The following is a 25,364-nucleotide window of genomic DNA, read 5'->3' as shown; positions in this document are numbered from 1 at the left end:
GAACCTTTCTATGATCGCTCTTTCACGCCGCCGGCTGGTGCTCGGCTCGGCGGGGTTGCTGGCGGCCGGCGTCCTGGCGCAAAACCTGTTGGGACGTGCCGCGCTGGCGGCGCCTGACGCCGCATCGCTGCCGGACGCTTTTCTCACCGTCTCTCGTTCGCTGACCGGTATGCCGCTGCCCGACCCGCAGCTGGCGCAGCGGCTGTATCAGGCGCTGCTGCCGCGCTTCCCGCAGCTGAATCCGCTGCTCGACGCGCTGGCAACGCTGCTGCAGCAACACGGCACCCAGGACGGCGCAGCCCTGCAACAACAGCTGAAACAGCATGCCGCACCGCTGACGCGCCTGTATCACGCGTTGATCGGCGGCTGGTATCTCGGCGTTATCGGCGATGCCGCCCAGCCTGAATGCATCGCCTTCGAAAACATCGTCAGCTATCAACTGGTGCGCGATTCATTAACGCCCCCCAGTTACTGCCCGGGCGAGCCAAATTTCTGGATCCGACCGCCGCATAAGGAGAATAACCATGCCTGATTCATTAAGTGCCGACGTGGTGGTCATCGGCGCCGGTATTGCCGGCTCGCTGGCGGCATTAAAGATGGCGCAGGCCGGCGCCTCGGTGCTGATGCTGGAGTCCGGCCCGGAGATTAAACGTGACAACGCGGTGGAGCTGTTCCGCAACTCGCCGTTCAAGGGCGATTTTACCGAACCGTTTCCGCCGCAGCCCTGGGCGCCGCAGCCCAAATTCGTGCCGAGCGATAACAACTACCTGATCCAAAAAGGGCCGGACCCCTACCGCGCCCAGTATCTGCGCGGTATCGGCGGCACCACCTGGCACTGGGCCGGGCAGGCGTTCCGCCTGCTGCCGAACGATATGCGCCTGCAGAGCCTGTACGGCGTAGGCCGCGACTGGCCGATCGGTTACGCCGATCTGGAGCCTTACTATTGCGAGGCCGAATACCAGATGGGGGTTTCCGGCGACAGCGATCTGGACTCGCCGCGCTCGCGCCCTTACCCGCTGCCGGGGATCCCGCTGCCTTACGGTTTTGAACGGATTAAACAGCGCGTCGCCGGGCTGGGTTATGAGGTCGGCATCGGCCCGCAGGCGCGCAACAGCGTTCCCTACGACGGTCGCCCGGCCTGCTGCGGTAATAACAACTGTATGCCGGTCTGCCCGATCGACGCCCAGTATCACGGCGGCATCTCCGCCCGCAAGGCGCTGGAGGCCGGCGTGCGCATCGTCGCCAATGCGGTGGTGTACCGTATTGAGGCCGACGACAAGGGTAATATCGTGGCGGTGCACTATCTGGATCGCAATAAACACAGCCACCGGGTCAGCGGCAAACGCTTCGTACTGACCGCCAACGGTATTGAAAGCCCGAAAATCCTGCTGCTGTCCAGCAGCGAACGTTATCGCCACGGCATCGCCAACAGTTCCGGCATGGTCGGCCGTAATCTGATGGATCATCCGGGCAGTTCGGTAGAATTTTACGCCGACGAACCGGTATGGTTCGGCCGCGGGCCGATGCGGCCCGGCAGCATCAACAACCTGCGCGACGGCGCGTTCCGGGCGCAGCGTTCAGCCCTGCGGGTCGATCTGGCCAACACCTCGCCGGTGCGCTACCTCACCGAGCGCCTGATCCGTCAGGGCTATTACGGCAAGGCGCTGAATGAAAAGCTGGCGTTCCAGTCCGAACGCTACGTACAGCTGAAATGCCTGCTGGAGATGCTGCCCGAGCCGGAAAACCGCGTGCAGCTGAGCAAAACCGAGAAAGACGCCTGGGGCATCCCCAAACTGGAAGTCTACTACCGCTTTCCGGAGTATGTGCACCGCGGCTACGACCAGTCGATGGTCGACTTCCGGCGTATCGTCAAACAGATGGGCGGCAGCGAGGCGCTGTACAGCCGGCGCGGCGTTTATGACAACAACCAGCACATCACCGGCACCATGATGATGGGGCGCGATCCGCGCGATTCGGTGGTTGACGGCGACTGCCGCAGCCACGACCACCCCAACCTGTTTATCGCCGGCACCGGCATCATGCCTTCCGCCTCCACGGTCAACTCGACGCTAACCGGCGTGGCGCTGGCGCTGCGCATGGCGGACAGCGTGCTGAGCAGTCTGCAGGGAGGCATGGCATGAAGAAGACGCTACTGGCGCTGTTTCTGAGCGCCGCGCCGCTGTGGGCGCACGGTGACGATGCGCTGATCAAGCGCGGCGAATATCTGGCGCGCGCCGCCGACTGCACCGCCTGCCATACCGCGCCGGGCGGCCCGGCGTTTGGCGGCGGCTATCCGGTCAGCACGCCGTTCGGCGTGATTTACGGCAGCAATATCTCGGCCGACAAGCAGTTCGGCATCGGTAACTGGAGCGATGACGAATTCGTCGCGGCGGTGCGCGACGGCGTGGGTAAAAACGGCCAGCAGCTCTACCCGGCGATGCCGTACGACGCCTTCACCAAAATGAAGCGCGACGACGTGCTGGCGATCAAAGCCTACCTGCTGGCGCAACCGGCGGTGCATCAGGCGACGCCGCGCACCGATCTGGCTTTCCCGTTCAACCAGCGCTGGGGCATGCGGTTATGGAAGCTGTTTAACTTCAGCGCCGGCGAACTGCGGCCGGACCCGGCCAAAAGCGACGAATGGAACCACGGCCGCTATCTGGTGGAAGCGCTGGCGCACTGCGGCACCTGCCATACGCCGCGCACTCTCACCATGGGGATGGACGAGGACAACGCCTTTGCCGGCGGCGACCTCGGCGGCTGGACGGCGTATAACATCACGCCGGATAAACGCGCCGGCATCGGCAGTTGGTCGCAGCAGGAGCTGGTCGACTACCTGAAAACCGGCAACGTCGCCGGGCGCGCATCGGCCGCCGGGCCGATGGCGGAGGCCATCGAGCACAGTCTGCAATACCTGCCGGACAGCGATCTGCACGCCATGGCGACCTATCTGCGCAGCGTAAAGCCCATCGCCGATGATGCACAGCGCAAGGCCCGCGACGCCTGGGGACAGCCGACGCAGGACTACCTGACGCTGCGCGGCGGCAATGGCGGCGAGGCCTCCGGCGCGGCGCTGTTCAACCGCCACTGCGCCAGCTGTCACGGTGCCGACGGCGCCGGCAAGGGGAGCGGTTTCCACGCCTATCCATCGCTGCTGCACCACGGCAGCACCGGTGCCGCGGACAATAAAAACCTGGTGGCGGTGATCCTCGGTGGCGTACAGCGCCATATGCAGCAGGGGGAAATCCTGATGCCGGCCTTCGCCGGCGAGCTGAGGGATGACGAGGTGGCGACGCTGAGCAACTACGTCAACCGCCAGTTCGGCAACCCGGCGGCGGCCAACGCCAGCGCCGAACAGGTGGCGCGCCAGCGGCAGGATGCCAATCTGCCGCAGCCGCCGACGGTGCTGCAGGGCGACCGGCCGTAAGCCCGGCATTTTTGCGCCCCCTCAACCGGAGGGGGCGCACTCGCATTTCTGATAAAAACGCATTGCTTGTTGTGCCCGGCAGCGTCTAAATAATCCATAGGCAAACCAAATGCCCTGTTCTGCCCCCCGGATGATTGGTTAAGGATCAGCATGACAGCAAACTCCGCAGTGATGGACAGCCGCCGCTCACGTCAGGCGCTGTTGGCCGGTTCGGTCGGCAACTTTATTGAGTGGTACGAATTTGGCGTGTACGGCTTTCTGGCCACGGTGATCGCCGCCAACTTCTTCACCCTGCAGGGCGAAAATGCCGTTACCAGCCTGATCCTCGCCTATGCCGCCTTTGCGCTGGCGTTTTTCTGCCGTCCCATCGGCGCGGTGATTTTTGGCCGTATCGGCGATCGTATCGGCCGGCGGCCGACGCTGATCGTGGTGGTGCTGCTGATGACGCTGACCACCGCGCTGATCGGCGTGATGCCGACCTATGGGTCAATCGGCGTCGCCGCCCCGCTACTGCTGACGCTGCTGCGTATGCTGCAGGGGCTGTCCGCCGGCGGTGAGTTCGGCGGTGCGGTCGCACTGCTGACCGAGTTCGCCCCGCCCGGCAAACGCGGCCGCTTCGGCGCCTGGCAGTCGCTGACCGTAGCGCTCGGGCTGCTGGCAGGCGCCGGGCTGGTGGCGTTGCTCAGCGCGCTGCTCAGCCACGAGCAGCTGCACGACTGGGGCTGGCGCATCCCGTTCCTGCTGGCGCTGCCGCTCGGCGCGCTAGCGCTGTGGCTGCGGCTAAAACTGGAGGAGACGCCCAGCTTCACCCGGGCGCAGCAACGGCCCGCCGCCGCCGAGCGCCCGGCGTCCGCCGCGCCGCTGGTCGTGGTCAAAACCATAACCGTCGGCATTGGCCGGATGATGGGCTGGTCGGCCGCCGGCTACACCTTTCTGGTGGTGATGCCCACCTATCTGCAAACTTCGCTGCACGCCACGCTGCAACAGGCGTTGGCGGCCACCGTGCTGGCCAACGTCGGTTTTGCCCTGACCATTCTGCCGGCCGGTATCCTCAGCGATCGGCTGGGGCGTAAAACGGTGATGATCGGCGCCATCAGCGCGGTGATCCTGTTTACCTTTCCGCTGCTGCATCTGCTGCAGGACGCCGGCGCGGCGCTGTGGCAAAAAGGTGCGGCGGTGCTGGTGGCCGGCGCGGTGGTCGGGCTACTGGCCGGCCCCGGCCCGGCGATGCTGGCAGAGATGTTCCCCACCCGAGTGCGCTATACCGGGCTCGGGCTGGCCTATTCGCTGTCCAACGCGGTGTTCTCCGGCTCCGCCGGGCTGATTATCACCGGTCTGATTCGTGAAACCGGCAATATCGATATTCCGGCCTATTACGTGGTGGCTACCTCACTGATCAGCCTGCTGGCGCTGATGACGCTGCGGCGCGACGACCACCTGCGCCCGCTCGACGCGGCCTAACCCCTCAGCCGACCAGACGTGATAGCGATCACAACGCCAAAATGTTAACGTTAACTTTTGTGATTAACATCGCAATCATCGCGTAAGATGACTTCCAGCCAAACAAAGTTAACGTTAACAATCAGGCTATCTTCCTTCACCGGGGCATCATCATGAACCGCAAAACAAAAAAATATTACTTTCTGTTGAGTGGCCTGCTGTTCTTCTTTTTCTTTACCTGGTCATCCAGCTTTTCGCTGATTTCACTGTGGCTGAGCCAAAAAATCGGCCTGAAAGGCGCGGAAACCGGACTCATCTTCTCTGCCATCTCGCTGGTGGCGCTGTGCGCCCAGCCGCTGTACGGTTTTATTCAGGACAAACTCGGCCTGCGCAAACACCTGCTGCAGTACCTCGGCGTAATGCTGCTGCTGACCGGCCCGTTTTTTATCTATGTCTACGCCCCGCTGCTGGCAAGCAACCTGCTGCTGGGCGCGCTGGTCGGCGGCGTGTTTATCGGCGCCACCTTCTATGCCGGCATCGGCGCGCTGGAGTCCTATACTGAGCGCGTCAGCCGCATCGTCGGCTTTGAATTCGGCCGCGCCCGCATGTGGGGCTCGCTCGGCTGGGCCTGCGCCACCTTTCTGGCCGGCTTTATCTTTAATATCGACCCGGACATCAATTTCTGGCTGGCGTCGGCGTCCGCAGTGGTATTCCTGCTGCTGCTCAGCCAGGTGCGCGAGCTGAAGGCCAACGCCATGGCCGAGCTGGAGTACGGCAAAGCGGAAAATCTGCGACTGCAGGACGCCGTGGCGCTGCTGCGCCTGCCCGGCTTCTGGGCGCTGGCAATCTTTGTACTCGGCATCAGCGTGTATAGCGTGTTCGACCAGCAGTTTTCGGTCTATTTCGCCGCCCAGTTCGCCACGCCGCAGCAGGGCAACGAGATGTACGGCTTTCTTAATTCACTGCAGGTATTTCTGGAGGCCGGCGGCATGTTCCTGGCGCCGTTGCTGGTTAACCGCATTGGCGCCAAGCAAGGGCTGTTGCTGGCAGGCGCCGTGATGACGCTGCGTATGCTCGGCTCCGGCCTGGTCAGCGGCGCGCTGCTGATTTCCCTGATGAAGCTGCTGCACGCCGTTGAACTGCCTATCCTGCTGATCGCCATTTTCAAATATATCGCCACGCGCTTCGACAGCCGCCTCTCCTCCACGCTGTATCTGGTGGGATTCCAGTTTATTACTCAGGTGATGGCCAGCTTTCTGTCACCGCTGGCCGGTTACGGCTATGACCGTATCGGCTTTGCCGACACCTACCTGCTGATGGGCGGCGTGGTCGCCGCCACCACCCTGCTCTCCTGCTGGCTGCTGCGCGGCGAAACCGCCGGCGGTAAGCACAACATTCATCCCTTAAGCGAGCCAAGCCAATGAAAGAACTCTTAGCCCAGGCCGATCACGCCGTAGAAAAACTGCACGCCGCGCGTCAGGACGACCTGTATCCGCGTTTCCACCTGGCCGCCCAGGCCGGCTGGATTAACGACCCCAACGGACTGATTTTCATCAACGGGGTATACCATGCGTTTTATCAGCATCACCCCTTCGATGAAAATTGGGGGCCGATGCACTGGGGACACGCCACCAGCCGCGATCTGGTGCACTGGCAGCATCAGCCGATCGCGCTGGCGCCCGGCGACGCCGACGACCGCGACGGCTGCTTCTCCGGCTGCGCAGTCGATGACCACGGCGTACTGACGCTGCTGTATACCGGCCATGTCTGGCTCGGCGAGCCGGGTGACGACTCAAAGCTGCGCGAGGTGCAGTGCCTGGCTACCAGCGAGGACGGCATCCATTTCACCAAGCACGGCACGGTGCTGACGCCGCCGGCGGGCATCATGCATTTTCGCGATCCGAAAGTGTGGCGGCAAGATGAGCAGTGGTGGATGGTGGTGGGCGTCAAAGACAGCGATCTGGGCCAGGTATGGCTGTACCGTTCCGACGATCTGCGCGACTGGCGCTTTGAACGGGTGCTGGCCGCCGCCGAGCATGCCCGGCAGGGCTATATGTGGGAGTGCCCGGATTTCTTCCCGCTGGGGGAACGCCAACTGATGATTTTTTCCCCGCAGGGACTGGCGGCGCAGGGCTACCGCTATCGCAACCTCTTCCAGAGCGGCTACCTGCTCGGTAACTGGCAGCCGGGCGAGGCCTTTGAAGTGACCCAGCCGTTCAGCGAGCTGGATGCCGGGCACGACTTCTATGCGCCGCAGACCTTCACCGCCGCCGATGGCCGTCGCCTGCTGTTCGGCTGGATGGATATGTGGGAATCGCCGATGCCCAGCAAGGCGCACGGCTGGGCCGGCGCGCTGACGCTGCCGCGCGAACTGTCGCTCAGCGCCGCCGGGCAGGTGCGCATGCAGCCGGCGCGCGAACTGACGGCGCTGCGCCGCGAAGCACGGCAGTTTGACGCCGTGCGCTGCCGCAACCAGCATCTGCCGCTGGGGGATGCGCTGCACGAACTGCTGCTGACGCTGGATCTGACCGGCAGCGATGCCGAACGCTACGGCGTAAACCTGGGCGACGCGGCGCGACTGTATGTGGATAATCAGGCGCACCGGCTGGTGCTTGAGCGGTTCAGCGACGATCCGGCGCTGTGCGGCTGCCGCAGCGTGCCGCTGCCGGCCGGCGACCGTCTGCAGCTGCGGCTGTTTATCGATCGCTCTTCGCTGGAAGTGTTTGTCAATGACGGCGAAACCTGTCTGACCAGCCGCATCTATCCGCAGGACGGCGATTGCCGGCCCGGCCTGTTTGCCGAAAGCGGCGAGGCGCATTTCCCCGCGATCGCCGGCTGGACGTTGAACAGCATCTGGCAATAATCTGTGCGGCCCGCGCTGCCGGGCCATGCAGAAAAGCTACAGCGACGCGCGCAGCAGCAGCGGGCACGGCACCTTGACGCTGTCGCGGTGCTCACGCTGCTCGATCAGGTGCAGCGCCGCCTGGCGGCCCAGTTCATAGTGCGGCAGTTGAACGGTGGTGAGCGGCGGCTGAAACAGTTCGCCAATCCCCACCATGTTGTCATAGCCCAGCACCGCCACCTGCTGGGGTATGCGCCAGCCCTGCGCCAGCAGCGTCTGGTACACCAGGAACGCCACCCGGTCGTTGCCGCACACCACCACGTCGCACTCCTGCCGCCCGGGGGCGAAATGGCGCGCCAACAGTTCGACGCAGTCACGGTAATGCTCATCGCCGCCGCTCAGGTTGAGGTGGTACTGCCGCAGCTGCGCCATATCGCCGCCGCCCTCCCGCCAGGCGCGCTCCAGCCCGCGTCGGCGCAGCGTCGCCGCCGGCACGTCTTCCGGCAGATAAATACACAGCGGCGCGCGGTAGCCTTTGTCGAGCAGCGCGCGCGCCGCGTCATACTGCCCTTGTTCATCATCCGGGATATAGCTGGCGATACGCTGCGTACGGCTGAAACAGTTTGCCAGCACCAGCCGCTTATCCAGCAGCTTGGCTGGCAGCGTCACCTGGCGCAGCCCCATGGTGGTGAAAATCACGCCGTCCGGCCGGTGCGCCAGCAGCAGATCCACCGTATGCTCCGCCGATTCATCGTCAAACAGGTTGACGACAAAGCTGTTCCAGCCATGTTCGCGCGCGGTTTTTTCTATCGACAGGATCATTTCGACCGAGAACGGCGTGGTGGCGGTGTCCAGCGCCAGTACGCCGATGGTCTGCACCCGGCCGCCGTCGCCGCGGATGCGGCGGGCGGCCAGATCCGGCACATAGCCCAGTTGATCGATGGCCTGCTTCACCCGGCGGTAGGTTTCCGCCCGCAGTTTATCAGGCTCGTTGATGGCGCGAGATACCGTCATCAACGAAACCCCGGCCAGTTTTGCAACGTCTTTCAGCGAAGCCATGTACCCTTCTCTGCCTTGACTGGGAAATGAAACGAGACCTCGCATAATCCCATAACTCAGCCGCAGAGACTACCGCCGTTTACACCCGGCTGAGATCGGCCCACAGCGCCAACGCATCCGCGCTCAACGGTGCGGCCTGCCCGCCATGTGCCGCCTCCGGCCACCAGCCGCCCTGCCGGGCGCCGAGCCGGGTTTCTGCCGGCAACTGCCATTCGCCGCGCAGCACATACCAGACGCCGGCGTGGGCGGCCGGCAGCTCACACGCCGCCGTCAGCCGCCGCACCGTGGCGCGCCAGCGTCCGCGCCGGGTCATGATATTAAAATCCTGGCTGATGCCCCCCAGCAGGCGCGCCTGCAGCGCCGCATCGCCGGAGAAGGCGAAGGGTTCGCCTGCCGTCTCCAGCCGGTGGTCAATGCCGTCGCCGAACAGGTGGACGCCGTCGCCCTCCAGCAGGGTAATCGAACGGTCGATACCGTCGAAGGCGGAAAACGGCCCGTCCTGTGCGATGGTGGCGATACTCGCCCGCCAGTCGAAATCGACGCCGTCTGCCGGCTGGCAGACAATTTCACGCGTTTCTCCGCCGCCGTTGCGCCACGGGCTGACCGGCAGGTCGGCAAAATCAAACCGGTTAATCAGCATCACGCCTCCTGCTGGAAAGTTTTGAGCACCTGCATAAACTCGGCGCGGCTCTGCTGCTGCAGCGCATGGCGCCCCTGCTCAATCACCTGCGCTCCGGCAACAAACACGTCGCGGATCTGCGCCTTGCCGCCGGCAAACAGCCAGCGGTTGAGGATCGCCGCGTCCGGCGCCGCCGCCAGATACGGATCGTCGCCGTCCAGCACCAGCCAATCGGCGCGGTAGCCGCTCTGCAGCCGGCCGATCGGCGCGCCGCAGGCCTGCGCCCCCCCTTGCAGCGCCTGCTGATACAGCACATCGCCCACCGACGGCTGTTCCGCCGTCGTCAGACGATTGCGGCGCCGGTCGCGCAGGCGCTGGCCATATTCGAACCAGCGCAACTCCTCCACCACATTCAGCGAGACATGGCTGTCCGAACCGATGCCCCAGCGTCCCTGACGCTGCAGGTAGGCGTCGCCGGGGAAGATGCCGTCGCCCAGATTGGCCTCGGTGGTCAGACACAACCCCGCCACCGCCCGGCTGTGTGCCAGTTGCTCCAGCTCGGCGTTATCCAGATGGGTGGCGTGCACCAGACACCAGCGGCTGTCGACCGGCAGATGCTCATACAACCACGCCACCGGGCGCTGGCCGCTCCACTGCAGACAGTCGTTCACCTCTTTTTGCTGTTCGGCGATATGGATATGCACCGGCAGCGTGCTATCGGCCTGCGCCAGCACCTGCTCCATCTGCGACAGTTCCACCGCGCGCAGCGAATGGAAGCACAGCCCCTGATTCTGCAGCGGCTGCCCCGCCAGCTGACGGGTGATAACCTGCTGCTGCGTCAGATAGCTGTCCACATCCTGGATAAAGCGCCGCTGCCCCGCCTGCGCCGGCTGCGCGCCGAAGCCGGCATAGCTGTACAACACCGGCAGCAGCGTCATGCCGATCCCCGCCTGCTGCGCGGCGCGGCTGAGGCGGCCGGTCATTTCGCCACGGTCGGCGTATGGCTTGCCGTCGGCGTCATGATGCAGATAATGAAACTCCGCCACCTGGGTATAGCCGCCCTGTAACATTTCGATATACAGTTGGCGGGCAATGATTTCGACCTGCTCCGGCGTCAGGCGCTGCACCAGGCGGTACATCAGATCGCGCCAGGTCCAGAAACTGTCCTGCGGATCGCCCGCCACCTCGGCCAGCCCCGCCATCACCCGCTGAAACGCGTGCGAGTGCAGGTTCGGCATCCCGGGCACCACGTCGCCATGCAGCAACGCACAGCCTTCCGGGCTGGCATCCGGGGTAACCTGGGTAAGAAAACCGTGAGCGTCGACGTCCAGCCGGACGGCATGCGCCCAGCCGGTGGGAAGCAGTGCGCGTTTAGCGTAGTAAGCAGGCATAGCAATATTCCAACGTTGGTGTAACGGCGAAAGCGCGCAGCGCGCGCACAGGTAAATGTTTCAAGCCGGTAACATTAATCTGGAGAATCGGCTATTACTTGTATATACATATACAGATGCCCTAATCAACAGTAAACTGATGTTATTATTTTTTTATTTGACGAGGTTAACGTCGTGGTTGATCAACAGAGCGTGTTACAACTGGCTACGGCCATGAGCGATACCCCCGCCCCCATCTACCAGCGGGTGAAACAGGCGATCGTGGATCAGATCCGCGCCGGCCACTGGCAGCCGCACCAGCGCGTGCCCTCGGAAAGCGAAATGGTGGCGGAGCTGGGCGTCAGCCGTATGACCATCAACCGTGCGCTGCGTGAGCTGACCAGCGAAGGCTTTCTGGTGCGAATGCAGGGCGTCGGCACCTTTGTCGCCGAGGCCAAAGCGCACACCGCGCTGTTGGAAGTGCATAACATCGCCGATGAAATCGCCGCCCGCGGTCACCGCCACAGCAGCAAGATACTACAGGTGACGGCGCGCACCGCCAGCGATGAAGAGGCCGCCGCGCTGGGCATAGCACCGGGACAGCAGCTATTCTATTCGCAGATCGTCCACTATGAAAACGAGATGCCGGTGCAGTTGGAAAACCGCTGCGTCAACCCGCTGGCCGCACCCGACTATCTTCAGCAGGATTTCGATCGGGTGACGCCTTATATCTACCTGACGCAGGCCGCGCCCCTGACCGCCGGCGAGCATATCGTCGAGGCGGTGGTCGCCAGCAAGCAGGAGCGCGAGCTGCTGCAGTTGGAAGAGCGCGAACCCTGCCTGCTGATCCATCGCCGCACCTGGTCAGGCAAAACCGTGGTCACCTCGGCGCGGCTGCTGTATCCCGGCAGCCGTTATCAGCTGTTTGGACGCTTCGACGTTTAATCCCTCCGCGCGGGGCGCCACGCCGCCCCGCCGTTTATCCCCGCCATACTGCAAATTGCAGGTGCGTTGGCTGCATTCAGTCACCCGAATCACTGACCGGTGTAAGCGTATCGGGATTCTTTCATTCGCCGCCCTCCTGCCATTTGAATTATTTAGGGTATAGCGATCACATTTCCGTAACAAATTATCCCTGCTACCTCTTGTCGACCGTTGATGAATGCGCTAGCTTGTGTTTAATTGTATATACAACCAAGCAAGGCGGGACAACGATGACCAGCGAGATTCACTGCGACAGCCTGTGGCACGGGGCGGATATCGTCACCATGCGCGAAGGCAAATACCATATTCTGCACGACGGCGCGATGGCGGTGCGCGACGGTAAAATCGTCTGGATTGGCGAATACGCTGCACGCCCGGCGATTACCGCAGATGAGACGGTGAAGTTCGAAGGCGGCATCATTACCCCCGGCCTGGTGGATTGCCATACCCATCTGGTGTTCGGCGGCGACCGCAGCGCGGAATTTGAACAGCGGCTGAACGGCGTCAGCTATGCCGAGATCGCCGCGCAGGGCGGCGGAATCATTTCCACCGTCAACGCCACCCGCGACACCTCGGAACAGCAACTGCTGGAGCAGGCGCAGTTCCGCCTGCGCCCGCTGCTGGCGGAAGGCGTGACCTGCGTGGAGGTCAAGTCCGGCTATGGGCTGACGCCGCAAAGCGAGCTGAAAATGCTGCGGGTGGCGCGCCGGCTGGCCGACACGCTGCCGGTAGAAGTGAAGACCACCTGTCTGGCCGCCCACGCGCTGCCGCCGGAATATGCCGGCCGCGCCGATGACTATATCGATCTGGTATGCGACACCATTATTCCACAAGCCGCCGGCGCCGGCCTGGCCGATGCGGTCGACGCCTTCTGCGAACATCTGGCCTTTTCGCCGCAGCAGGTGGAAAAAGTGTTTGCCGCCGCCGAACGCGCCGGGCTGCCGGTGAAGCTGCATGCCGAGCAGCTGTCCGCACTGGGCGGCAGCGCTCTGGCAGCGCGTCATCATGCGCTGTCCGCCGATCATCTTGAATACGCCACCGAGCAGGACGCGCAGGCGATGGGCGCCGCCGGCACCGTCGCGGTGCTGCTGCCGGGGGCTTACTACCTGCTGCGTGAAACCCAGTGTCCGCCGATCGAACTGTTCCGCAAACACCGGGTGGCGATGGCGATCGCCAGCGACGCCAACCCCGGCACCTCGCCGGCGCTGTCGCTGCGGCTGATGATGAACATGGCCTGCACCCTGTTCCGCCTGACGCCGGAAGAGGCGCTGGCCGGCGTCACGCTGCACGCCGCCCGGGCGCTGGGGCTGCAGGAGAGCCACGGCTCGCTGGAAAGCGGCAAGGTGGCGGACTTCGTCCACTGGCCGCTGTCCCGGCCGGCTGAACTGACTTATTGGCTGAGCGGACAGCTGCCCTGCACGGTGATTTTCCGAGGAGAAATACGTCAATGACCATTCGCGATCCGTTCCATTTCCAAACCGGCAGCCTGCCGCTGTTAATCAGTATTCCTCACGCCGGCACACAGCTGACGCCGGCCGTTGAGGCCGGGCTGACGCCAGACGCGCGCGCGCTGCCGGACACCGACTGGCATATTCCTCAGCTGTATGACTTTGCCCGCGACCTTGGCGCCAGCATTCTGGTAGGTAATTACTCGCGTTTTGTTATCGACCTCAACCGCCCGGCGGACGATAAACCGCTCTACAGCACCGCCACCACCGGGCTGTATCCGGACGTACTGTTTAACGGCGAACCCAGCTTTCTGCCCGGCAAAGCGCCGGATGACCAGGAGCGCGCCGGCTATCTGCAACAGATTTGGCAGCCGTATCACCAGCAGCTGCAGGATGAGCTGGCCAGGCTGAAGGCGCAGCACGGCTATGCGCTGCTGTTTGACGCCCATTCCATTGCCTCGGTGATTCCGCGCCTGTTCGACGGCAAGCTGCCGGATCTCAACCTGGGCACCAACGATGGCGCCAGCTGCGCCGTTGCGCTCAGCGACCGGCTGGTGAGCTGCTGCGAGCGGCAGCAACAGTTCAGCCATGTGCTGAACGGACGCTTTAAAGGCGGCTATATCACCCGCGCCTACGGCAAACCGGCGGAAAACCAGCATGCGGTGCAGCTGGAACTGGCGCAGGTCAATTATATGTCCGAGCAGTATCCGTTCGCCTTCGACGCCGCGCGCGCCGCGCCGCTGCAGCAACTGCTGAGCCGGATGATCGACAGCATGATCGACTGGGGCGCGCAGCAACGCTGAGCCGCCCGATCGGCCCGGAGAATCTTTGCCGGGCTGCAACTCCCCCGCCTAAACGGCGTAATCTGCGCTCTGTATCGCAAATTTCAACAAACTTCTCCGATCTGCCGCCAACACCGCACAAAACAGCGGATGCCGGCCGCTCTGCTGCGCCACAATCGAGCCAAAAGCACCGATTAGACGGTGATATAACAGACCGGATGGCGTCCTTTATCTGCGCGTACAAACCGGCGGTAGCGGCGTTCTGCGCCCCGTATCATTGAACTCTGGAGGCTAACTATGTCTGACACCCAGCTACGCTGGCGTGAAGCCCGGGCCACGGCCGAGCGCTTACTGGCCGGCTGGCGCCTGCCGGGCGACCCCGGCGGCGCTATTACCCTGTTTGATGCACAACACACACAGGCGGTGGCGTGCGCCGGTCTGGCCGATCTGGCGCGCGGCGAACCCTTTAGCGCCGACAGCGTGGTGCGCTACGCGTCGCTGACCAAGCATATCTTCGCCGCGCTGGCGCTGAATGCGACCGAGGGTTCGCTGCGCCTCGACCAGACGCTGGGAGAACTGCTGCCGCAGCTGCGCGGCGAGCCGGCCGCAGTCAGCGTCGGCCAGGCGCTGGATATGACCGGCGGCCTGCCCGACGTGCGTGAAACGCTCGGGCTGCTCGGCATCTCCGGCTACAGCGTCAGCCACGCGGAGCCGGTAATGACGTTCATCCAGGGGCTGAAGCGCCTGAACTTCCCGGCGGGCAGCGAAATCAGCTACAGCAACACCGGTTACCGTCTGGTGGAGGCGGCGCTGCAGGAGCGGGGCTACCGCTTTGAGCAGTTGGTTCAGCAGTATATTGCACAGCCGCTGCAACTGCGCTGGCAGGCGCCGGAAAGCTGGTTCGACATCGTCCCCGGCCTGGCGCCCGGCTACTGGCGCACGCCGCAGGGTTGGCAACAGAGCAGCGCCGGCCTGCACCTCTCCGCCTCGGGCAGCCTGGCCGGCAGCCTCGGCGATCTGACCCGCTGGCTGCAGGCGCTGCTTGGCGACCGCGGCCCGGCCAGCGGCGTGCTGCAGCAGCTGAGCGCGCCGCGCTATCTGACAAACGGCCAGCCCAGCGCCTACGGGCTGGGACTGGCGCGCACCCCGCTCGGTCCGCATGTGTTACTGGGCCACGGCGGCTCTCATGCCGGCTATAAAACCTATTTCCTGCTGGCGCCGGAACGACAGGCCGGTATGGCGCTGGTGGCCAACCGCGAAGACTGCGACAGCGCCAGCATCGCCCTGCAGGTGATGGCCGCCCTGTTGGGTGAACCACTGCCGCCGCGCAGCCGCGCCATTCCTGACGGCATCTACGCGACGCTGGCAGAACCGTACTGGCTGGAGGTCAACAACGGTAATGTCGCCTATCTTGGCTGTCCGGAGACGCTGTATCAGGCGGGGGACGGTTATGCGGTTTCGCTCAGCGCCCAGCGGCCAATGCGGCTGAAATGGAACGGCGAAAACATTGAAGGAGAAGTGGGCCACGTCGCCCGTACCTTCTGGCCGGTACAGACCAGCGGCCGCTGTTTGTCGCATGTGCAGGGCACCTGGTACCACCCGCACTACCGCACCGCTTTTGAGATCCGCGGCGACCAGGTGCATATCGGCGTCGGCCCGGCGGCGCATACCGGCACCCTCAGCCCGCTGGGCGACGGCCGCATGCTGGTTGAAAGCCGCGACGGACCGTGGCTAAAGCGTTTTTGTCTCTATTTCCGCGGTTACAGCGTTGACCTGATCGCCGAGCGCAGCCGGGTGCTGACCTTCAGGCGCAGCACCGGCAACCATGCGGAATAACGCGCCCTGCTCAGCGCCCGTTGAGTTTGACCATTAACAGCGCGTCAAACAGCCGCTGCTTATCCGCAGCGGTCAAATTAACCTGTTGGATGGTTTGGATAAATTCCTGGCGCTCGTTCTCGGCGATCGGCCCTTGCCGAAGGCGCTGCACCAGCCGCTGCAGGATTTTGTCGCTCAGGCGGGCGATCTCCGGCCGGACTTTATCCAGCGGCTGCGGCTGCCAGCCCGTCTCCGGCTGCGCCAGCCAGTCAGCCCGGTAGCGGTACTGGATAGCCTTGGCCGCATCCATCTGCGCAACGATAAACGGCTTCACGGACTGCGGCTCCAGCCCCAGCTTTTCTGCCTGCGCCTGCGTGTTGGCCAGTACTTTGCCCTCCTGCGCCAGATCCTCAATCGGCAAATGCTGCTGCGCCTTATAGCCGGCCACGTCTTTCATCAGCGCCAGACGCTGGTTCACCACGTCGGCGATCGACGCGCTATTATCGGCAAACGCGGAACAGCTGCACAGCAGCCCCGCCATCAGACAGATTTTCAGCATAGTTCCTCAGTTATCCCATTAAGCATCCGGCAAATATAGTTCACCGCTTTCGGCAGGTCACATAATTTTACCCCCACATAAAAAAGCCCCGCATAAGCGGGGCCTGATCAGGGTAAAACGGCTTAGTCAAACACGCCGTTAATCACCGATGCAACCAGCGCAGTGCTCAGGGCGATCAGCACCAGGTCATCGCCCACCACGCGCCACTCATAGCCCGGATAGTGCGGTAGCTGGCCCAGCAGCGATGCCGGTACGGTTTTCTTGGCAATGCCCGGGGGCAGCGGCTTGCCGCGCGCCAGATTTTTCGCAATCCCCGGAGGCAGCGACTGGTAACCGGTCAGGCCGTAGTTCAGCGCCAGCGAGCGGGCGCGGTCATAGGACAGGTCGACCCGCACCAGGCCATGGTCGTCCGCGCTATTACCGCGCTTGCCTTTGTTGCCATGCTCGTCGCTAACGCCTTTGCCGTTACCGTTGCCTTTACCATTGCCATTGCCATGTTTGCCATCGTAACCCTTATTGCCGTGGTTACCGCTGTTGCCATGGCCGTTACCGCCGTTGCCGTTACCGCCTTTGTCGGCGAAGACCGGCGCGCTGCTGACGCCCAGAGAAGCGATCAGCGCCAGTGCCGTGATGGTCATACGACGTTTTTTCATGTTGATACATCCTCGGTTGGGGAATTGTGCTGACTATAAGTATAATTTACCCCATAAAGAATGAGGAAAATTCTTATATTTCGGCGTTGCTGTCCTAATCGTCCATACGCAGGCGCTTATCATCGGTCTGCTGGCAGATTATCCCGTTGTCCGGCGATAAAAGCGTATCAACGCATAATTATTCAGCTTCCGCGCCATCATAACCAAAATGTACTTGCGACGCCGCCGGTGTTCCAGTAGTTTTGAACTACGCGCCATTGTCAGGAGCCTTCCCGGCAACCATGACGCGCCTCACGCAGTTTTATTTCATCCATACAGTCTATGAATCATCCGTTTCCCGCGCGGTATGCGGGACCTTTTTTCTATTGCTATCAATACCCTTAACAAAACTAAGTGTTGAGATTTTGTTGTCAATATCTTAAATTTGTTCCCGGAGAAACCTTACCTCCCGTGACGAGCCAGCAGGCCGTGCGCGGGCGCTCAGGAGCAAAAGCAATGCAAATGACACTCATGGAATACATCACGCGGCATTTCAATGGCGACCTTAGCCGTTATGCACAAGCGGAAGGCGTAAGCTGTGAACAAATCATCAAGTGGATCGACAATGAATGCTATGTCATTAAAGGGCGGTTATTTATGCCGGTCAAACACTTGCCCAGCCAGGACGCCTAAGTAATGAAACAAAAAACCCCGCAATGCGGGGTTTTTTGTTTTGCGCGGGATCAGAAGTTGTAACCCACCACCAGGTAGTAACCCCAGCCGGTTGACTTGATCGGCCCCTGCGGCGTGCCGATATCCACACCATCCTGCCACTGGCCGCCGTTATGGAAGTAACGCGCCACTACCGAGTAGTGCCAGTGGTCGTAGTTCAGCGCCAGGATATGGCTGGAGGCGATGGAGTTGCTGGTGCGCGCCTGACGGCCGTTCACCGTAAAATCATCCTTGCCCAGATCGGAGCCGAAGTCGAAGTTGGTGAAGCCGATATAGCTCAGGTTACCGCCCCATACCTGGGTCAGCGGCACGAAGTACTTAATCTTGAAGCGGTAGCCGTCCCAGCTGTTTTCATTGGCCGCGCCGTAGTTCTGCCACTGATACTTGGCGTAGATGTTCATCGACAGGTTCATCGGCAGGCCGGTATCGATATCGGTGCCCAGGCCCATATACCAGGTATTCTGGCGCGAAGCCTTGTTACGGCCCATATCGTAGATATAGTTGTTGGCGAAGTACCACTCTTTAAACGGTCCGAACGCCAGGCTGGTGCCGGTCAGCTTATCGATGGAGAAACGCGGTTCGATCTCCATAAACATCGGCGAACCTTTATCCCAGATGCCACGGTCCGGCGTATTGCCAACGCCGAAGAATTTCGGCACGTCGATGTAGCCGTAGAAATCGAACCATTCGTGCTTGGCGAAGGCTTCATATTCCAGATAGACGTCGTTGTTAAGCTGTGGCCCGAAGCGAGTATGGTAACTGCCCACCACGTTCACACTTTGATGCCACCAATCCGAGACAAACTCGCTGTCTTTGCTATCCGCCACTGATGCTGCACTGTAAGACGCCGCAAGAAGTACGCCTGCTGCAAGAGCTATTTTTTTCATTTTATTACCACATGCTTAAAGGGCTATTCGCTGCCCGTTAGAAAAAGATGACAAATAAGTCTGAACCCTACAGGGTGTAAACAAGCGTTACCCACTCAACTCACCGGCGCATTATAGAAACCTCCGATGGTAGGAATCTGTGATCTAACCACCTGTTTTGCGAATAGGTAATCGATTGCTTTCACATTTGTCAAATTATGTTTCACGAAAATTCATAATCAATGTGATTTTTATCATCAGTGGTGTTTTTTCAGGCAATAGCATGGCGCACGACGGTCAGCCGGACGGAGAGCACATCAAGGATAAGCAACGGTGATGGAGAGGCGGCGATGTTTCGTCGGCAAGCCAGTGCCGCCGACGAACTGAGATGTGTGATACAGGATGCCGCACGCGCTGAGCCAACGGCCTCAGCGTGCGCCCGGCACCGCCTTGGCGATATTTTCCTCACGGAAGACCACCTCGTCGCCGCGTGCAATCTCCCACTCCTGCGGCGGGATGTCTGTTTTCGGCGCGGCGGCGACCACTGCGCCATATATCTGCCGGCCTGCGCGGCGCAGGATGTTTACATCAAGTTGATATTCATGCCGTAAATTAGCCGTCGTCAGCCGTACGGTATCGCCGTACATAAACGTCTGATCGTCAATCGCCGGCTGGGGAAGAAACTGGATATCACTGCGCATAGTTCACGTTCCTTCAGCAAGAAGACGTTATATGATCTTAGTCTAATTTCCCCGCCAGGGCGCTGTTTACGCACGAAAACCGCGCGCCTTGCGCGCCGGAATACGGCGCGCAAGGCGAACAATTACGGCAACGGCTGGCGCTCAAACTGCGGCGGCGGCTGGCGAAAACGCCGGGTCAGGTACGCCAGATAAATCACGCCCGCCCCGGCCCAGCACAGCCCCATAGTCAGCGAACTTTTCTCCAGGTTCAGCCACAGCACGCCGACGGTCAGCGCCCCCACCAGCGGCAGGAACAGGAATTGGAAACGATCTTTCCAGGTTTTATTGCGCCCTTCGCGGATAAAGAAGTGGCTGATCACCGACAGATTGACGAAGGTAAAGGCCACCAGCGCACCAAAATTGATCAGCGCGGTGGCGGTGACCAGATCGAACGACAGCGCGGACAGCGCCACGGCGCCAACCAGCAGCACATTCAGCGCCGGCGTACGCCATTTCGGATGCACATAGCCAAACAGTTTTTCCGGGAAGACGTTATCGCGCCCCATCACGTACAGCAGACGCGAAACGCTGGCATGCGACGCCAGACCGGAGGCCAGGGTGTTGATAAAGGTGGTGCAGAGGAAAATGGACTGGAACAGCTTGCCGCCCACGTACAGCGCTATCTCCGGCAGCGCCGCGTCCGGCTCCTTGAAGCGTTCAATGGTGGGGAAGAACAGCTGGATAAAGAACGACACGCTGATAAAGATCACGCCGCCGTACAGCGCGGTGAGGAAAATGGCGCGCGGGATCACCCGGGCAGCGTCAGGCGTTTCTTCGCTCAGGGTAGTGACCGCATCAAAGCCCAGGAATGAAAAACAGAGGATGGTGGCGCCGGTAATAATCGGCAGCAGGTGTGCGTTTTCGCTGATAAAGGGCTGCAGGCTCCAGACGGTGCCGACCCCTTCCCCCTTATGCAGCCCGTGTATCACCAGAACAATAAACACCACGATGATCATCACCTGCGCCAGCACGAACAGCGTATTAAAGTTCGCCACGATGTTGACGCTCTTCAGATTGATGGCGGTCATAATCAACACAAAGCCGACCACCCACACCCACGGAGGGACTTCGGGGAACAGCGCGGTCAGATAGATTTTTGCCAGTAGGGTATTAATCATCGGCAAAAACAGGTAATCCAGCAGCGACGACCAGCCGACCAAAAAGCCGACGTGCGGGTTGATCGCCTTTTGCGCGTAGGTGTAGGCCGAGCCAGCGGTAGGAAACTGGCGCACCAGTTTGCCATAGCTGATGGCGGTAAACAGCACGCCGGCCAACGCAAACAGATACGACGCCGGCACGTGGCCGTCGGTCACGCCGGACACAATGCCGAAGGTATCAAACACCGTCATCGGCGTCAGATATGCCAACCCCATCATTACCACTTGCCATAGCTTCAGCGATTTACGCAGTTGCGGTTTCGCCGCGCCGTTACAGTCGATGGCCTCTGCCGTCATGGGTCGTTCCTCGTCGGCGTCCTGTACGCCTGATTAGGAATAGCAGTTACCGGGCGCGCGGCCTCGCCGGCCACAGGAGAGCCGGCGAAATGCGCCAGACGCGCGCGGTGCGTGACATTAAGCAGATCAGGCGTTTTTCAACATCCACTCAATCTCGGTTTCGGTGATCAGACGCTCAAACTGCAGCAGCTCATCGTTTTTACAGGCCAGATACACATGGCTGAAGCGTTCGCCAAGCAACGTTTTCCACAGCGGCTGCTGCGCAAAGGCGGCCAGGGCGTCGCTCTGGCGGATCGGGAACGGCAGCCCTTCCTGCTCCAGACCGTTGCCGGTGACCGGCTCAGGCAGCGGCAGCGGGTTTTCCAGACCGTGCACAATGCCCGCCAGCAGCGCCGCCATCACCAGATACGGGTTGGCATCCGCGCCGGCCACGCGGTATTCCACCCGGTGGCTGTCGCGATCGCCGCAGGGAATACGCAGCGCCACGGTGCGGTTGTTATGCCCCCAGGAAGCCTGGGTCGGGACGTACATCCCCGGCTGGAAGCGACGATAGGCGTTGACGTTCGGCGCCAGCAGCGCCATCGAGGACGGCATCAGCGCGATCATCCCCGCCAGCGCCTGCTTCAGCAACGCGGAATCTTCGCCCTGCTCATCGGCGAACACATTCTCGCCGTCGGCGTCCAGCATGCTGATATGGATATGCATCCCGCTGCCGGCATGCTCTTCATAGGGCTTCGCCATAAAGGTGGCCTGCATATGATGCTTTTCCGCCACCGTGCGGATCAGGCGCTTGAGCGCCAGCGCATGGTCGCAGGCCTGCAGGACGTCGCCGGTATGATGAAGATTCACCTCAAACTGGCCGGGTGAGGCTTCCGCCACCGCGCCGTCGGCCGGGATGCCCTGCAGCCGCGCCAGCTCATCGATTTCACTCAGCACCTCGGCAAAATGGTTCAGGTTATCGACCGAATAAACCTGGCTCTGGGTGTTGCGCTCCTGAGTACCCGGCGCACACGGCGGCTGCAGATAGCCTTCCGCATCGCGCTGGCGATCGATGAGATAGAACTCCAACTCTACCGCTACCACGGGCGCCAGCCCGCGCTGCCGCAAACGCTGCCAAATCCGGTTCAGCACATTGCGTGGTTCAACGTCAAAGGGAGTGCCATCTTCATCCAACATGGTGAGCTGTACCTGGGCGATATACTGCGGGTCGCTGGCGGAGGGCGTCAGTGTGCCCGGCACCGGCACGCATACCCGGTCCGGCTCCCCCAGTTCCTGCCCCAGCCCGGTTTCTTCCACCACATTACCCAGAATATCCATGGCGAATACCGAAGCCGGAAAATAGCACCCCTTCTCCAATTTGTTCAAGCCCGCCACCGGAATGCGTTTGCCGCGGAAACCACCGTTCAGATCGGTCAGCAGGACATCAATATGCTGGGTTAAGGGATAACGTTCCAGATAATGATTCACCTCCCGCTGGAAGGTGGTACTTCGCCGTTCTTCATTGTGCTGCACAAAGTTTTCCACTGCTACGATATTGGTCTGCATGAGTCACCCGCCGTTGTTGAGGTTGCTATCGATGATTACGACCGTACTGCTCAATATAATTTCCACCCAATGAAACATAGATGCAACAAAAATGTTTTTCAAGTGTTAATTATGGTTTGAATATTGCCCACCCCGCTGCTAGATTTAGTTAATATTGAACAAAAAGGCTACTTTTACGCCATCTCGTTCATAATTTCGAACAGGCCAAGGGGAAGACAATGGGCAATATATTTAACAGACCAGTTATCGGCGTGGTGATGTGTCGCCACAGGTTAAAGCAGCATCCAACGCAGACCTTGCAAGAAAAATACCTGAATGCAGTATTGGCCGCTGGCGGTTTGCCGGTCGCCCTGCCGCACGCCCTGGCGGAGCCGGAAATTCTGGCGGATCTGCTGCCGCGCCTCGACGGCATTATGCTGCCGGGCAGCCCCAGTAATGTGCAGCCGCACCTTTATGGTGAAAACGGCGATGAGCCTGACGCCGATCCCGGCCGTGACGCATTGAGCCTGGCGTTGATTCGTCTGGCGCTCGACAGGCGCATTCCCCTTTTCGCCATCTGCCGCGGTATGCAGGAAATGGTGGTGGCGACCGGCGGTACGCTGCACCGCCGGCTGTATGAACTGCCGGAACTGCAGGAGCACCGCGAAGATCATGAACTGCCGCTGGAGCAGCAGTACGCCCCCGCCCATGAAGTCATCGTGCGCGAAGGCGGGCTGCTGTCGCAGCTGATTCCGGACTGCAACCGCTTCTGGGTCAACTCGCTGCACGGTCAGGGCGCCAAAACCCTCGGCCCCAGCGTGCGCGTCGAAGCGCACGCCGCCGACGGGCTAGTCGAGGCCATCAGCATTCGTGACCAGCCGTTTGCTCTGGGAGTGCAGTGGCACCCGGAGTGGAACAGCGACGAATACGCCCTCTCGCGTCTGCTGTTTGCCGGGTTTATCGACGCCTGCCGGGCGTATCGCAAGGAACCACGCCCATGAGCGAAATCAGTCTGGCGCCGGGAAAACGGCTGGCACAAATCCGTCAGCAGCTCGGCCTGTCGCAGCGCCGCGTGGCGGAGCTGTCCGGACTGACGCACAGCGCGATCAGCACCATCGAACAGGACAAGGTCAGCCCGGCCATCAGCACGTTGCAGAAGCTGCTGACGGTCTACGGGCTGTCGCTGTCGGCATTTTTTGCCGAACCGGAAAAGCCGGCTGAACCGCAAATTGTGATCGACCAGGAAAATCTGATTGAAATCGGCAGCCAGGGCGTCTCGATGAAACTGATCCATAACGGCGACCCCAACCGCACGCTGGCGATGATGATAGAGACCTACGAGCCGGGCACCACCACCGGTGAACGCATTAAACACCAAGGGGAAGAGATCGGTACGCTGCTGGAAGGCGAAGTGGTGCTGCAGGTCAACGGGCAGAACTACGCGCTGAACGCCGGCCAGAGCTACGCCATCAACACCGGTATTCCCCACAGCTTCAGCAACACTTCAACGCGCATTTGCCGCATCGTCAGCGCGCATACGCCGACGACATTCTGATTAACGGAGCAAGGTATGGATTTCCACCACTTGCAGTACTGGCAGCAACGGGCACAGGCCCTGACTATTGAGAACCGACTGTTTATTAATGGCCGCTATCAGCCGGCCGCTGAAGGGGGCACCTTTACGGTGGAGGATCCTGCCGGGCAGCGCGAACTGACGCAGGCTGCCCGCGCCGGCAGCGCCGATGTCGGGCTGGCGGTCAGCGCCGCACGCGCCGCCTTTGAGCGCGGCGACTGGTCGCGCGCCGCGCCGTCCCGGCGCAAAGCCGTGCTGCTGGCGCTGGCGGAGCAGATAGAGCAGCATGCGGAAACCCTGGCGCTGCTGGAGACGCTGGACACCGGCAAGCCAATCCGCCACAGCCTGCGGGATGATATACCGGGCGCCGCCCGCTGCCTGCGCTGGTACGCCGAAGCCATTGATAAGGTGTACGGCGAGATCGCCCCGACGGGTGCCGATGCGCTGGCCCTGATTGAACGTGAACCGGTCGGCGTCGTCGGCGCCATTACGCCATGGAACTTTCCGCTGCTGCTGGCCTGCTGGAAGCTCGGCCCGGCGCTGGCGACGGGCAACAGCGTAGTGCTGAAGCCATCGGAAAAATCGCCGCTGAGCGCGATTTATCTCGGCCAGCTGGCTCAGCAGGCCGGGCTGCCGGACGGCGTCCTCAATATCATCAGCGGCTTTGGCCATGACGCCGGCAAGGCGCTGGCGCTGCATCCTGATGTCGATGCCCTGACCTTTACCGGTTCGACGCTGGTGGCCAAACAGCTGATGGTTTACGCCGGCGAATCGAATATGAAGCGCGTCTGGCTGGAGGCCGGCGGCAAAAGCGCCAATATCATTTTCGCCGACTGCCCGGATATTGATAAAGCGGCGCGCGCCGCCGCCGCGGGCATTTTCTACAATCAGGGGCAAGTCTGCATCGCCGGCACGCGTCTGCTGGTGGAAGAGAGCATTCAACAGCCGTTCCTGCAGGCGCTGCACAAACACGCCGCCGCCTTTACGCCCGGCAACCCGCTGGATCCCGACACGCAGATGGGCACGCTGATTGACAGCGGGCACAGCGCCAAAGTCGCCGACTTTATTAAACAAGGGCTCGATCAAGGGGCAACGCTGTTTCTTGACGGGCGCGGCAGCGGCCCGCATGACGCTTATCTCGGCCCGACCGTGCTGACCCAGGTGGATAACACCATGCAGGTGGCGCGCGAAGAGATCTTCGGCCCGGTGCTGGCCGTCACCCCGTTCAACGGCGAGCAGCAGGCCATCGAACTGGCCAACGACAGCGACTATGGCCTCGGCGCCGCGCTGTGGACGCGCGATCTGTCACGCGCTCATCGCCTGGCTCGCCAGCTGCGGGCCGGCTCGGTATTTATCAATAACTACAACGACGGCGATATGACGGTGCCCTTCGGCGGCTACAAGCAGAGCGGTAACGGCCGCGACAAATCGTTACATGCGCTGGACAAATTTACCGAACTGAAAACCACTTGGATTTCGCTGGAATAAGGATTGAAAA

23 protein-coding genes are annotated in these 25,364 nt (G+C 61.7%); 14 read left to right on the top strand and 9 right to left on the bottom strand.

Annotation, left to right across the window (positions count from 1 at the left end; all coding sequences use genetic code 11):
* The first annotated feature begins 10 nt into the window (after window positions 1-10).
* The 6 genes from CLM71_RS09540 to CLM71_RS09515 all read left to right on the top strand — a co-directional run bounded on the left by CLM71_RS09540 (window position 11) and on the right by CLM71_RS09515 (window position 7,730).
* A complete protein-coding gene (locus tag CLM71_RS09540; protein WP_105230806.1) occupies window positions 11-532 on the top strand; it encodes a sugar dehydrogenase complex small subunit in 522 nt (173 codons plus the stop codon).
* On the top strand, window positions 525-2,141 hold the full coding sequence (locus CLM71_RS09535; protein ID WP_105230805.1) for a GMC family oxidoreductase: 1,617 nt from the start codon (window positions 525-527) through the stop codon (window positions 2,139-2,141). The genes CLM71_RS09540 and CLM71_RS09535 overlap by 8 nt, the downstream gene beginning before the upstream one ends.
* On the top strand, window positions 2,138-3,427 hold the full coding sequence (locus CLM71_RS09530) for a c-type cytochrome (protein ID WP_105230804.1): 1,290 nt from the start codon (window positions 2,138-2,140) through the stop codon (window positions 3,425-3,427). The genes CLM71_RS09535 and CLM71_RS09530 overlap by 4 nt, the downstream gene beginning before the upstream one ends.
* Before the next feature lie 150 nt (window positions 3,428-3,577).
* Window positions 3,578-4,888, top strand: coding sequence for an MFS transporter (locus CLM71_RS09525; RefSeq protein ID WP_105230803.1), 1,311 nt, complete (start codon window positions 3,578-3,580; stop codon window positions 4,886-4,888).
* A 152-nt stretch (window positions 4,889-5,040) separates the two neighbouring features.
* On the top strand, window positions 5,041-6,291 hold the full coding sequence (locus CLM71_RS09520) for an MFS transporter (protein WP_105230802.1): 1,251 nt from the start codon (window positions 5,041-5,043) through the stop codon (window positions 6,289-6,291).
* Complete coding sequence (locus CLM71_RS09515) at window positions 6,288-7,730, top strand: glycoside hydrolase family 32 protein (protein WP_105230801.1); 1,443 nt, start codon at window positions 6,288-6,290, stop codon at window positions 7,728-7,730. Before CLM71_RS09520 ends, CLM71_RS09515 begins: the two co-directional genes overlap by 4 nt.
* Window positions 7,731-7,766: 36 nt before the next feature.
* On the opposite strand, the gene CLM71_RS09510 is transcribed toward CLM71_RS09515, so the two are convergent.
* The 3 genes from CLM71_RS09510 to CLM71_RS09500 form a co-directional block, all read right to left on the bottom strand.
* Window positions 7,767-8,768: a LacI family DNA-binding transcriptional regulator gene (locus CLM71_RS09510; RefSeq protein WP_105230800.1), complete on the bottom strand. Its 1,002-nt coding sequence runs from the start codon at window positions 8,766-8,768 to the stop codon at window positions 7,767-7,769.
* A 79-nt stretch (window positions 8,769-8,847) separates the two neighbouring features.
* Window positions 8,848-9,408: a HutD family protein gene (locus CLM71_RS09505; RefSeq protein WP_105230799.1), complete on the bottom strand. Its 561-nt coding sequence runs from the start codon at window positions 9,406-9,408 to the stop codon at window positions 8,848-8,850.
* Window positions 9,408-10,778: a formimidoylglutamate deiminase gene (locus CLM71_RS09500; protein ID WP_105230798.1), complete on the bottom strand. Its 1,371-nt coding sequence runs from the start codon at window positions 10,776-10,778 to the stop codon at window positions 9,408-9,410. Before CLM71_RS09500 ends, CLM71_RS09505 begins: the two co-directional genes overlap by 1 nt.
* 174 nt (window positions 10,779-10,952) lie before the next feature.
* Here CLM71_RS09500 and hutC point away from each other — a divergent pair, with 174 nt between their 5' ends.
* The 4 genes from hutC (at window position 10,953) to CLM71_RS09480 (ending at window position 15,807) form a co-directional block, all read left to right on the top strand.
* Window positions 10,953-11,702 carry a histidine utilization repressor gene (hutC, locus tag CLM71_RS09495; RefSeq protein ID WP_105230797.1) on the top strand — a complete coding sequence of 250 codons (750 nt, stop codon included), beginning with the start codon at window positions 10,953-10,955 and terminating at the stop codon, window positions 11,700-11,702.
* 269 nt (window positions 11,703-11,971) lie between these two features.
* Entirely contained in the window at window positions 11,972-13,192 is a 1,221-nt protein-coding gene (gene hutI / locus CLM71_RS09490) for an imidazolonepropionase (protein ID WP_105230796.1), read from the top strand.
* Complete coding sequence (gene hutG / locus CLM71_RS09485; RefSeq protein WP_105230795.1) at window positions 13,189-13,992, top strand: N-formylglutamate deformylase; 804 nt, start codon at window positions 13,189-13,191, stop codon at window positions 13,990-13,992. The genes hutI and hutG overlap by 4 nt, the downstream gene beginning before the upstream one ends.
* Before the next feature lie 276 nt (window positions 13,993-14,268).
* Complete coding sequence (locus CLM71_RS09480; RefSeq protein WP_105230794.1) at window positions 14,269-15,807, top strand: serine hydrolase; 1,539 nt, start codon at window positions 14,269-14,271, stop codon at window positions 15,805-15,807.
* 10 nt (window positions 15,808-15,817) lie between these two features.
* Here the strand turns inward: CLM71_RS09480 and CLM71_RS09475 are convergent, their stop codons facing one another.
* Complete coding sequence (locus CLM71_RS09475; RefSeq protein WP_105230793.1) at window positions 15,818-16,345, bottom strand: chorismate mutase; 528 nt, start codon at window positions 16,343-16,345, stop codon at window positions 15,818-15,820.
* A 122-nt stretch (window positions 16,346-16,467) separates the two neighbouring features.
* Complete coding sequence (locus CLM71_RS09470; RefSeq protein WP_105230792.1) at window positions 16,468-16,998, bottom strand: anti-virulence regulator CigR family protein; 531 nt, start codon at window positions 16,996-16,998, stop codon at window positions 16,468-16,470.
* Window positions 16,999-17,493: 495 nt separating this feature from the next.
* Here CLM71_RS09470 and CLM71_RS24115 point away from each other — a divergent pair, with 495 nt between their 5' ends.
* Window positions 17,494-17,670, top strand: coding sequence for a hypothetical protein (locus CLM71_RS24115; RefSeq protein WP_172606286.1), 177 nt, complete (start codon window positions 17,494-17,496; stop codon window positions 17,668-17,670).
* A 50-nt stretch (window positions 17,671-17,720) separates the two neighbouring features.
* Here the strand turns inward: CLM71_RS24115 and CLM71_RS09465 are convergent, their stop codons facing one another.
* The 4 genes from CLM71_RS09465 to CLM71_RS09450 form a co-directional block, all read right to left on the bottom strand.
* Window positions 17,721-18,596, bottom strand: coding sequence for a nucleoside-specific channel-forming protein Tsx (locus CLM71_RS09465; protein WP_105230791.1), 876 nt, complete (start codon window positions 18,594-18,596; stop codon window positions 17,721-17,723).
* A gap of 407 nt (window positions 18,597-19,003) precedes the next feature.
* Window positions 19,004-19,276, bottom strand: coding sequence for a hypothetical protein (locus CLM71_RS09460; protein ID WP_105230790.1), 273 nt, complete (start codon window positions 19,274-19,276; stop codon window positions 19,004-19,006).
* 122 nt (window positions 19,277-19,398) lie between these two features.
* Window positions 19,399-20,769: an APC family permease gene (locus tag CLM71_RS09455; RefSeq protein WP_105230789.1), complete on the bottom strand. Its 1,371-nt coding sequence runs from the start codon at window positions 20,767-20,769 to the stop codon at window positions 19,399-19,401.
* A 126-nt stretch (window positions 20,770-20,895) separates the two neighbouring features.
* A complete protein-coding gene (locus CLM71_RS09450; protein WP_105230788.1) occupies window positions 20,896-22,314 on the bottom strand; it encodes a glutamine synthetase family protein in 1,419 nt (472 codons plus the stop codon).
* Window positions 22,315-22,532: 218 nt separating this feature from the next.
* Here CLM71_RS09450 and puuD point away from each other — a divergent pair, with 218 nt between their 5' ends.
* Genes puuD through puuC form a run of 3 tightly spaced genes read left to right on the top strand, consistent with a single transcriptional unit; the run spans window position 22,533 to window position 25,354 of the window.
* Window positions 22,533-23,294, top strand: coding sequence for a gamma-glutamyl-gamma-aminobutyrate hydrolase (gene puuD / locus CLM71_RS09445; protein WP_105230787.1), 762 nt, complete (start codon window positions 22,533-22,535; stop codon window positions 23,292-23,294).
* Complete coding sequence (gene puuR, locus CLM71_RS09440) at window positions 23,291-23,848, top strand: HTH-type transcriptional regulator PuuR (protein ID WP_105230786.1); 558 nt, start codon at window positions 23,291-23,293, stop codon at window positions 23,846-23,848. The genes puuD and puuR overlap by 4 nt, the downstream gene beginning before the upstream one ends.
* Before the next feature lie 15 nt (window positions 23,849-23,863).
* Window positions 23,864-25,354, top strand: coding sequence for an aldehyde dehydrogenase PuuC (gene puuC / locus CLM71_RS09435; protein WP_105230785.1), 1,491 nt, complete (start codon window positions 23,864-23,866; stop codon window positions 25,352-25,354).
* The last annotated feature ends 10 nt before the right edge of the window (window positions 25,355-25,364 follow it).

Origin of the sequence: Serratia sp. MYb239 (genome assembly GCF_002966855.1) — a bacterium.
GTDB classification, from domain to species: domain Bacteria; phylum Pseudomonadota; class Gammaproteobacteria; order Enterobacterales; family Enterobacteriaceae; genus Serratia_B; species Serratia_B rhizosphaerae.
Note: the sequence above shows the minus strand (reverse complement) of the source record. Positions and strands in the feature narration are given on the sequence as shown.

Bases quoted from the DNA above. Each gene is read 5' to 3' on its own strand.
- CLM71_RS09540 (WP_105230806.1), top strand. From the start codon at position 11: ATGATCGCTCTTTCACGCCGCCGGCTGGTGCTCGGCTCGGCGGGGTTG.
- CLM71_RS09505 (WP_105230799.1), bottom strand. From the start codon at position 9,408: ATGCTGATTAACCGGTTTGATTTTGCCGACCTGCCGGTCAGCCCGTGG.
- CLM71_RS09515 (WP_105230801.1), top strand. From the start codon at position 6,288: ATGAAAGAACTCTTAGCCCAGGCCGATCACGCCGTAGAAAAACTGCAC.
- CLM71_RS09475 (WP_105230793.1), bottom strand. From the start codon at position 16,345: ATGCTGAAAATCTGTCTGATGGCGGGGCTGCTGTGCAGCTGTTCCGCG.
- hutG (WP_105230795.1), top strand. From the start codon at position 13,189: ATGACCATTCGCGATCCGTTCCATTTCCAAACCGGCAGCCTGCCGCTG.
- CLM71_RS09510 (WP_105230800.1), bottom strand. From the start codon at position 8,768: ATGGCTTCGCTGAAAGACGTTGCAAAACTGGCCGGGGTTTCGTTGATG.
- CLM71_RS09530 (WP_105230804.1), top strand. From the start codon at position 2,138: ATGAAGAAGACGCTACTGGCGCTGTTTCTGAGCGCCGCGCCGCTGTGG.
- CLM71_RS09535 (WP_105230805.1), top strand. From the start codon at position 525: ATGCCTGATTCATTAAGTGCCGACGTGGTGGTCATCGGCGCCGGTATT.
- CLM71_RS09500 (WP_105230798.1), bottom strand. From the start codon at position 10,778: ATGCCTGCTTACTACGCTAAACGCGCACTGCTTCCCACCGGCTGGGCG.
- CLM71_RS09525 (WP_105230803.1), top strand. From the start codon at position 3,578: ATGACAGCAAACTCCGCAGTGATGGACAGCCGCCGCTCACGTCAGGCG.
- puuC (WP_105230785.1), top strand. From the start codon at position 23,864: ATGGATTTCCACCACTTGCAGTACTGGCAGCAACGGGCACAGGCCCTG.
- CLM71_RS09450 (WP_105230788.1), bottom strand. From the start codon at position 22,314: ATGCAGACCAATATCGTAGCAGTGGAAAACTTTGTGCAGCACAATGAA.
- CLM71_RS09455 (WP_105230789.1), bottom strand. From the start codon at position 20,769: ATGACGGCAGAGGCCATCGACTGTAACGGCGCGGCGAAACCGCAACTG.
- puuR (WP_105230786.1), top strand. From the start codon at position 23,291: ATGAGCGAAATCAGTCTGGCGCCGGGAAAACGGCTGGCACAAATCCGT.
- CLM71_RS09470 (WP_105230792.1), bottom strand. From the start codon at position 16,998: ATGAAAAAACGTCGTATGACCATCACGGCACTGGCGCTGATCGCTTCT.
- hutI (WP_105230796.1), top strand. From the start codon at position 11,972: ATGACCAGCGAGATTCACTGCGACAGCCTGTGGCACGGGGCGGATATC.
- CLM71_RS09465 (WP_105230791.1), bottom strand. From the start codon at position 18,596: ATGAAAAAAATAGCTCTTGCAGCAGGCGTACTTCTTGCGGCGTCTTAC.
- CLM71_RS09480 (WP_105230794.1), top strand. From the start codon at position 14,269: ATGTCTGACACCCAGCTACGCTGGCGTGAAGCCCGGGCCACGGCCGAG.
- CLM71_RS09520 (WP_105230802.1), top strand. From the start codon at position 5,041: ATGAACCGCAAAACAAAAAAATATTACTTTCTGTTGAGTGGCCTGCTG.
- CLM71_RS24115 (WP_172606286.1), top strand. From the start codon at position 17,494: ATGCAAATGACACTCATGGAATACATCACGCGGCATTTCAATGGCGAC.
- puuD (WP_105230787.1), top strand. From the start codon at position 22,533: ATGGGCAATATATTTAACAGACCAGTTATCGGCGTGGTGATGTGTCGC.
- CLM71_RS09460 (WP_105230790.1), bottom strand. From the start codon at position 19,276: ATGCGCAGTGATATCCAGTTTCTTCCCCAGCCGGCGATTGACGATCAG.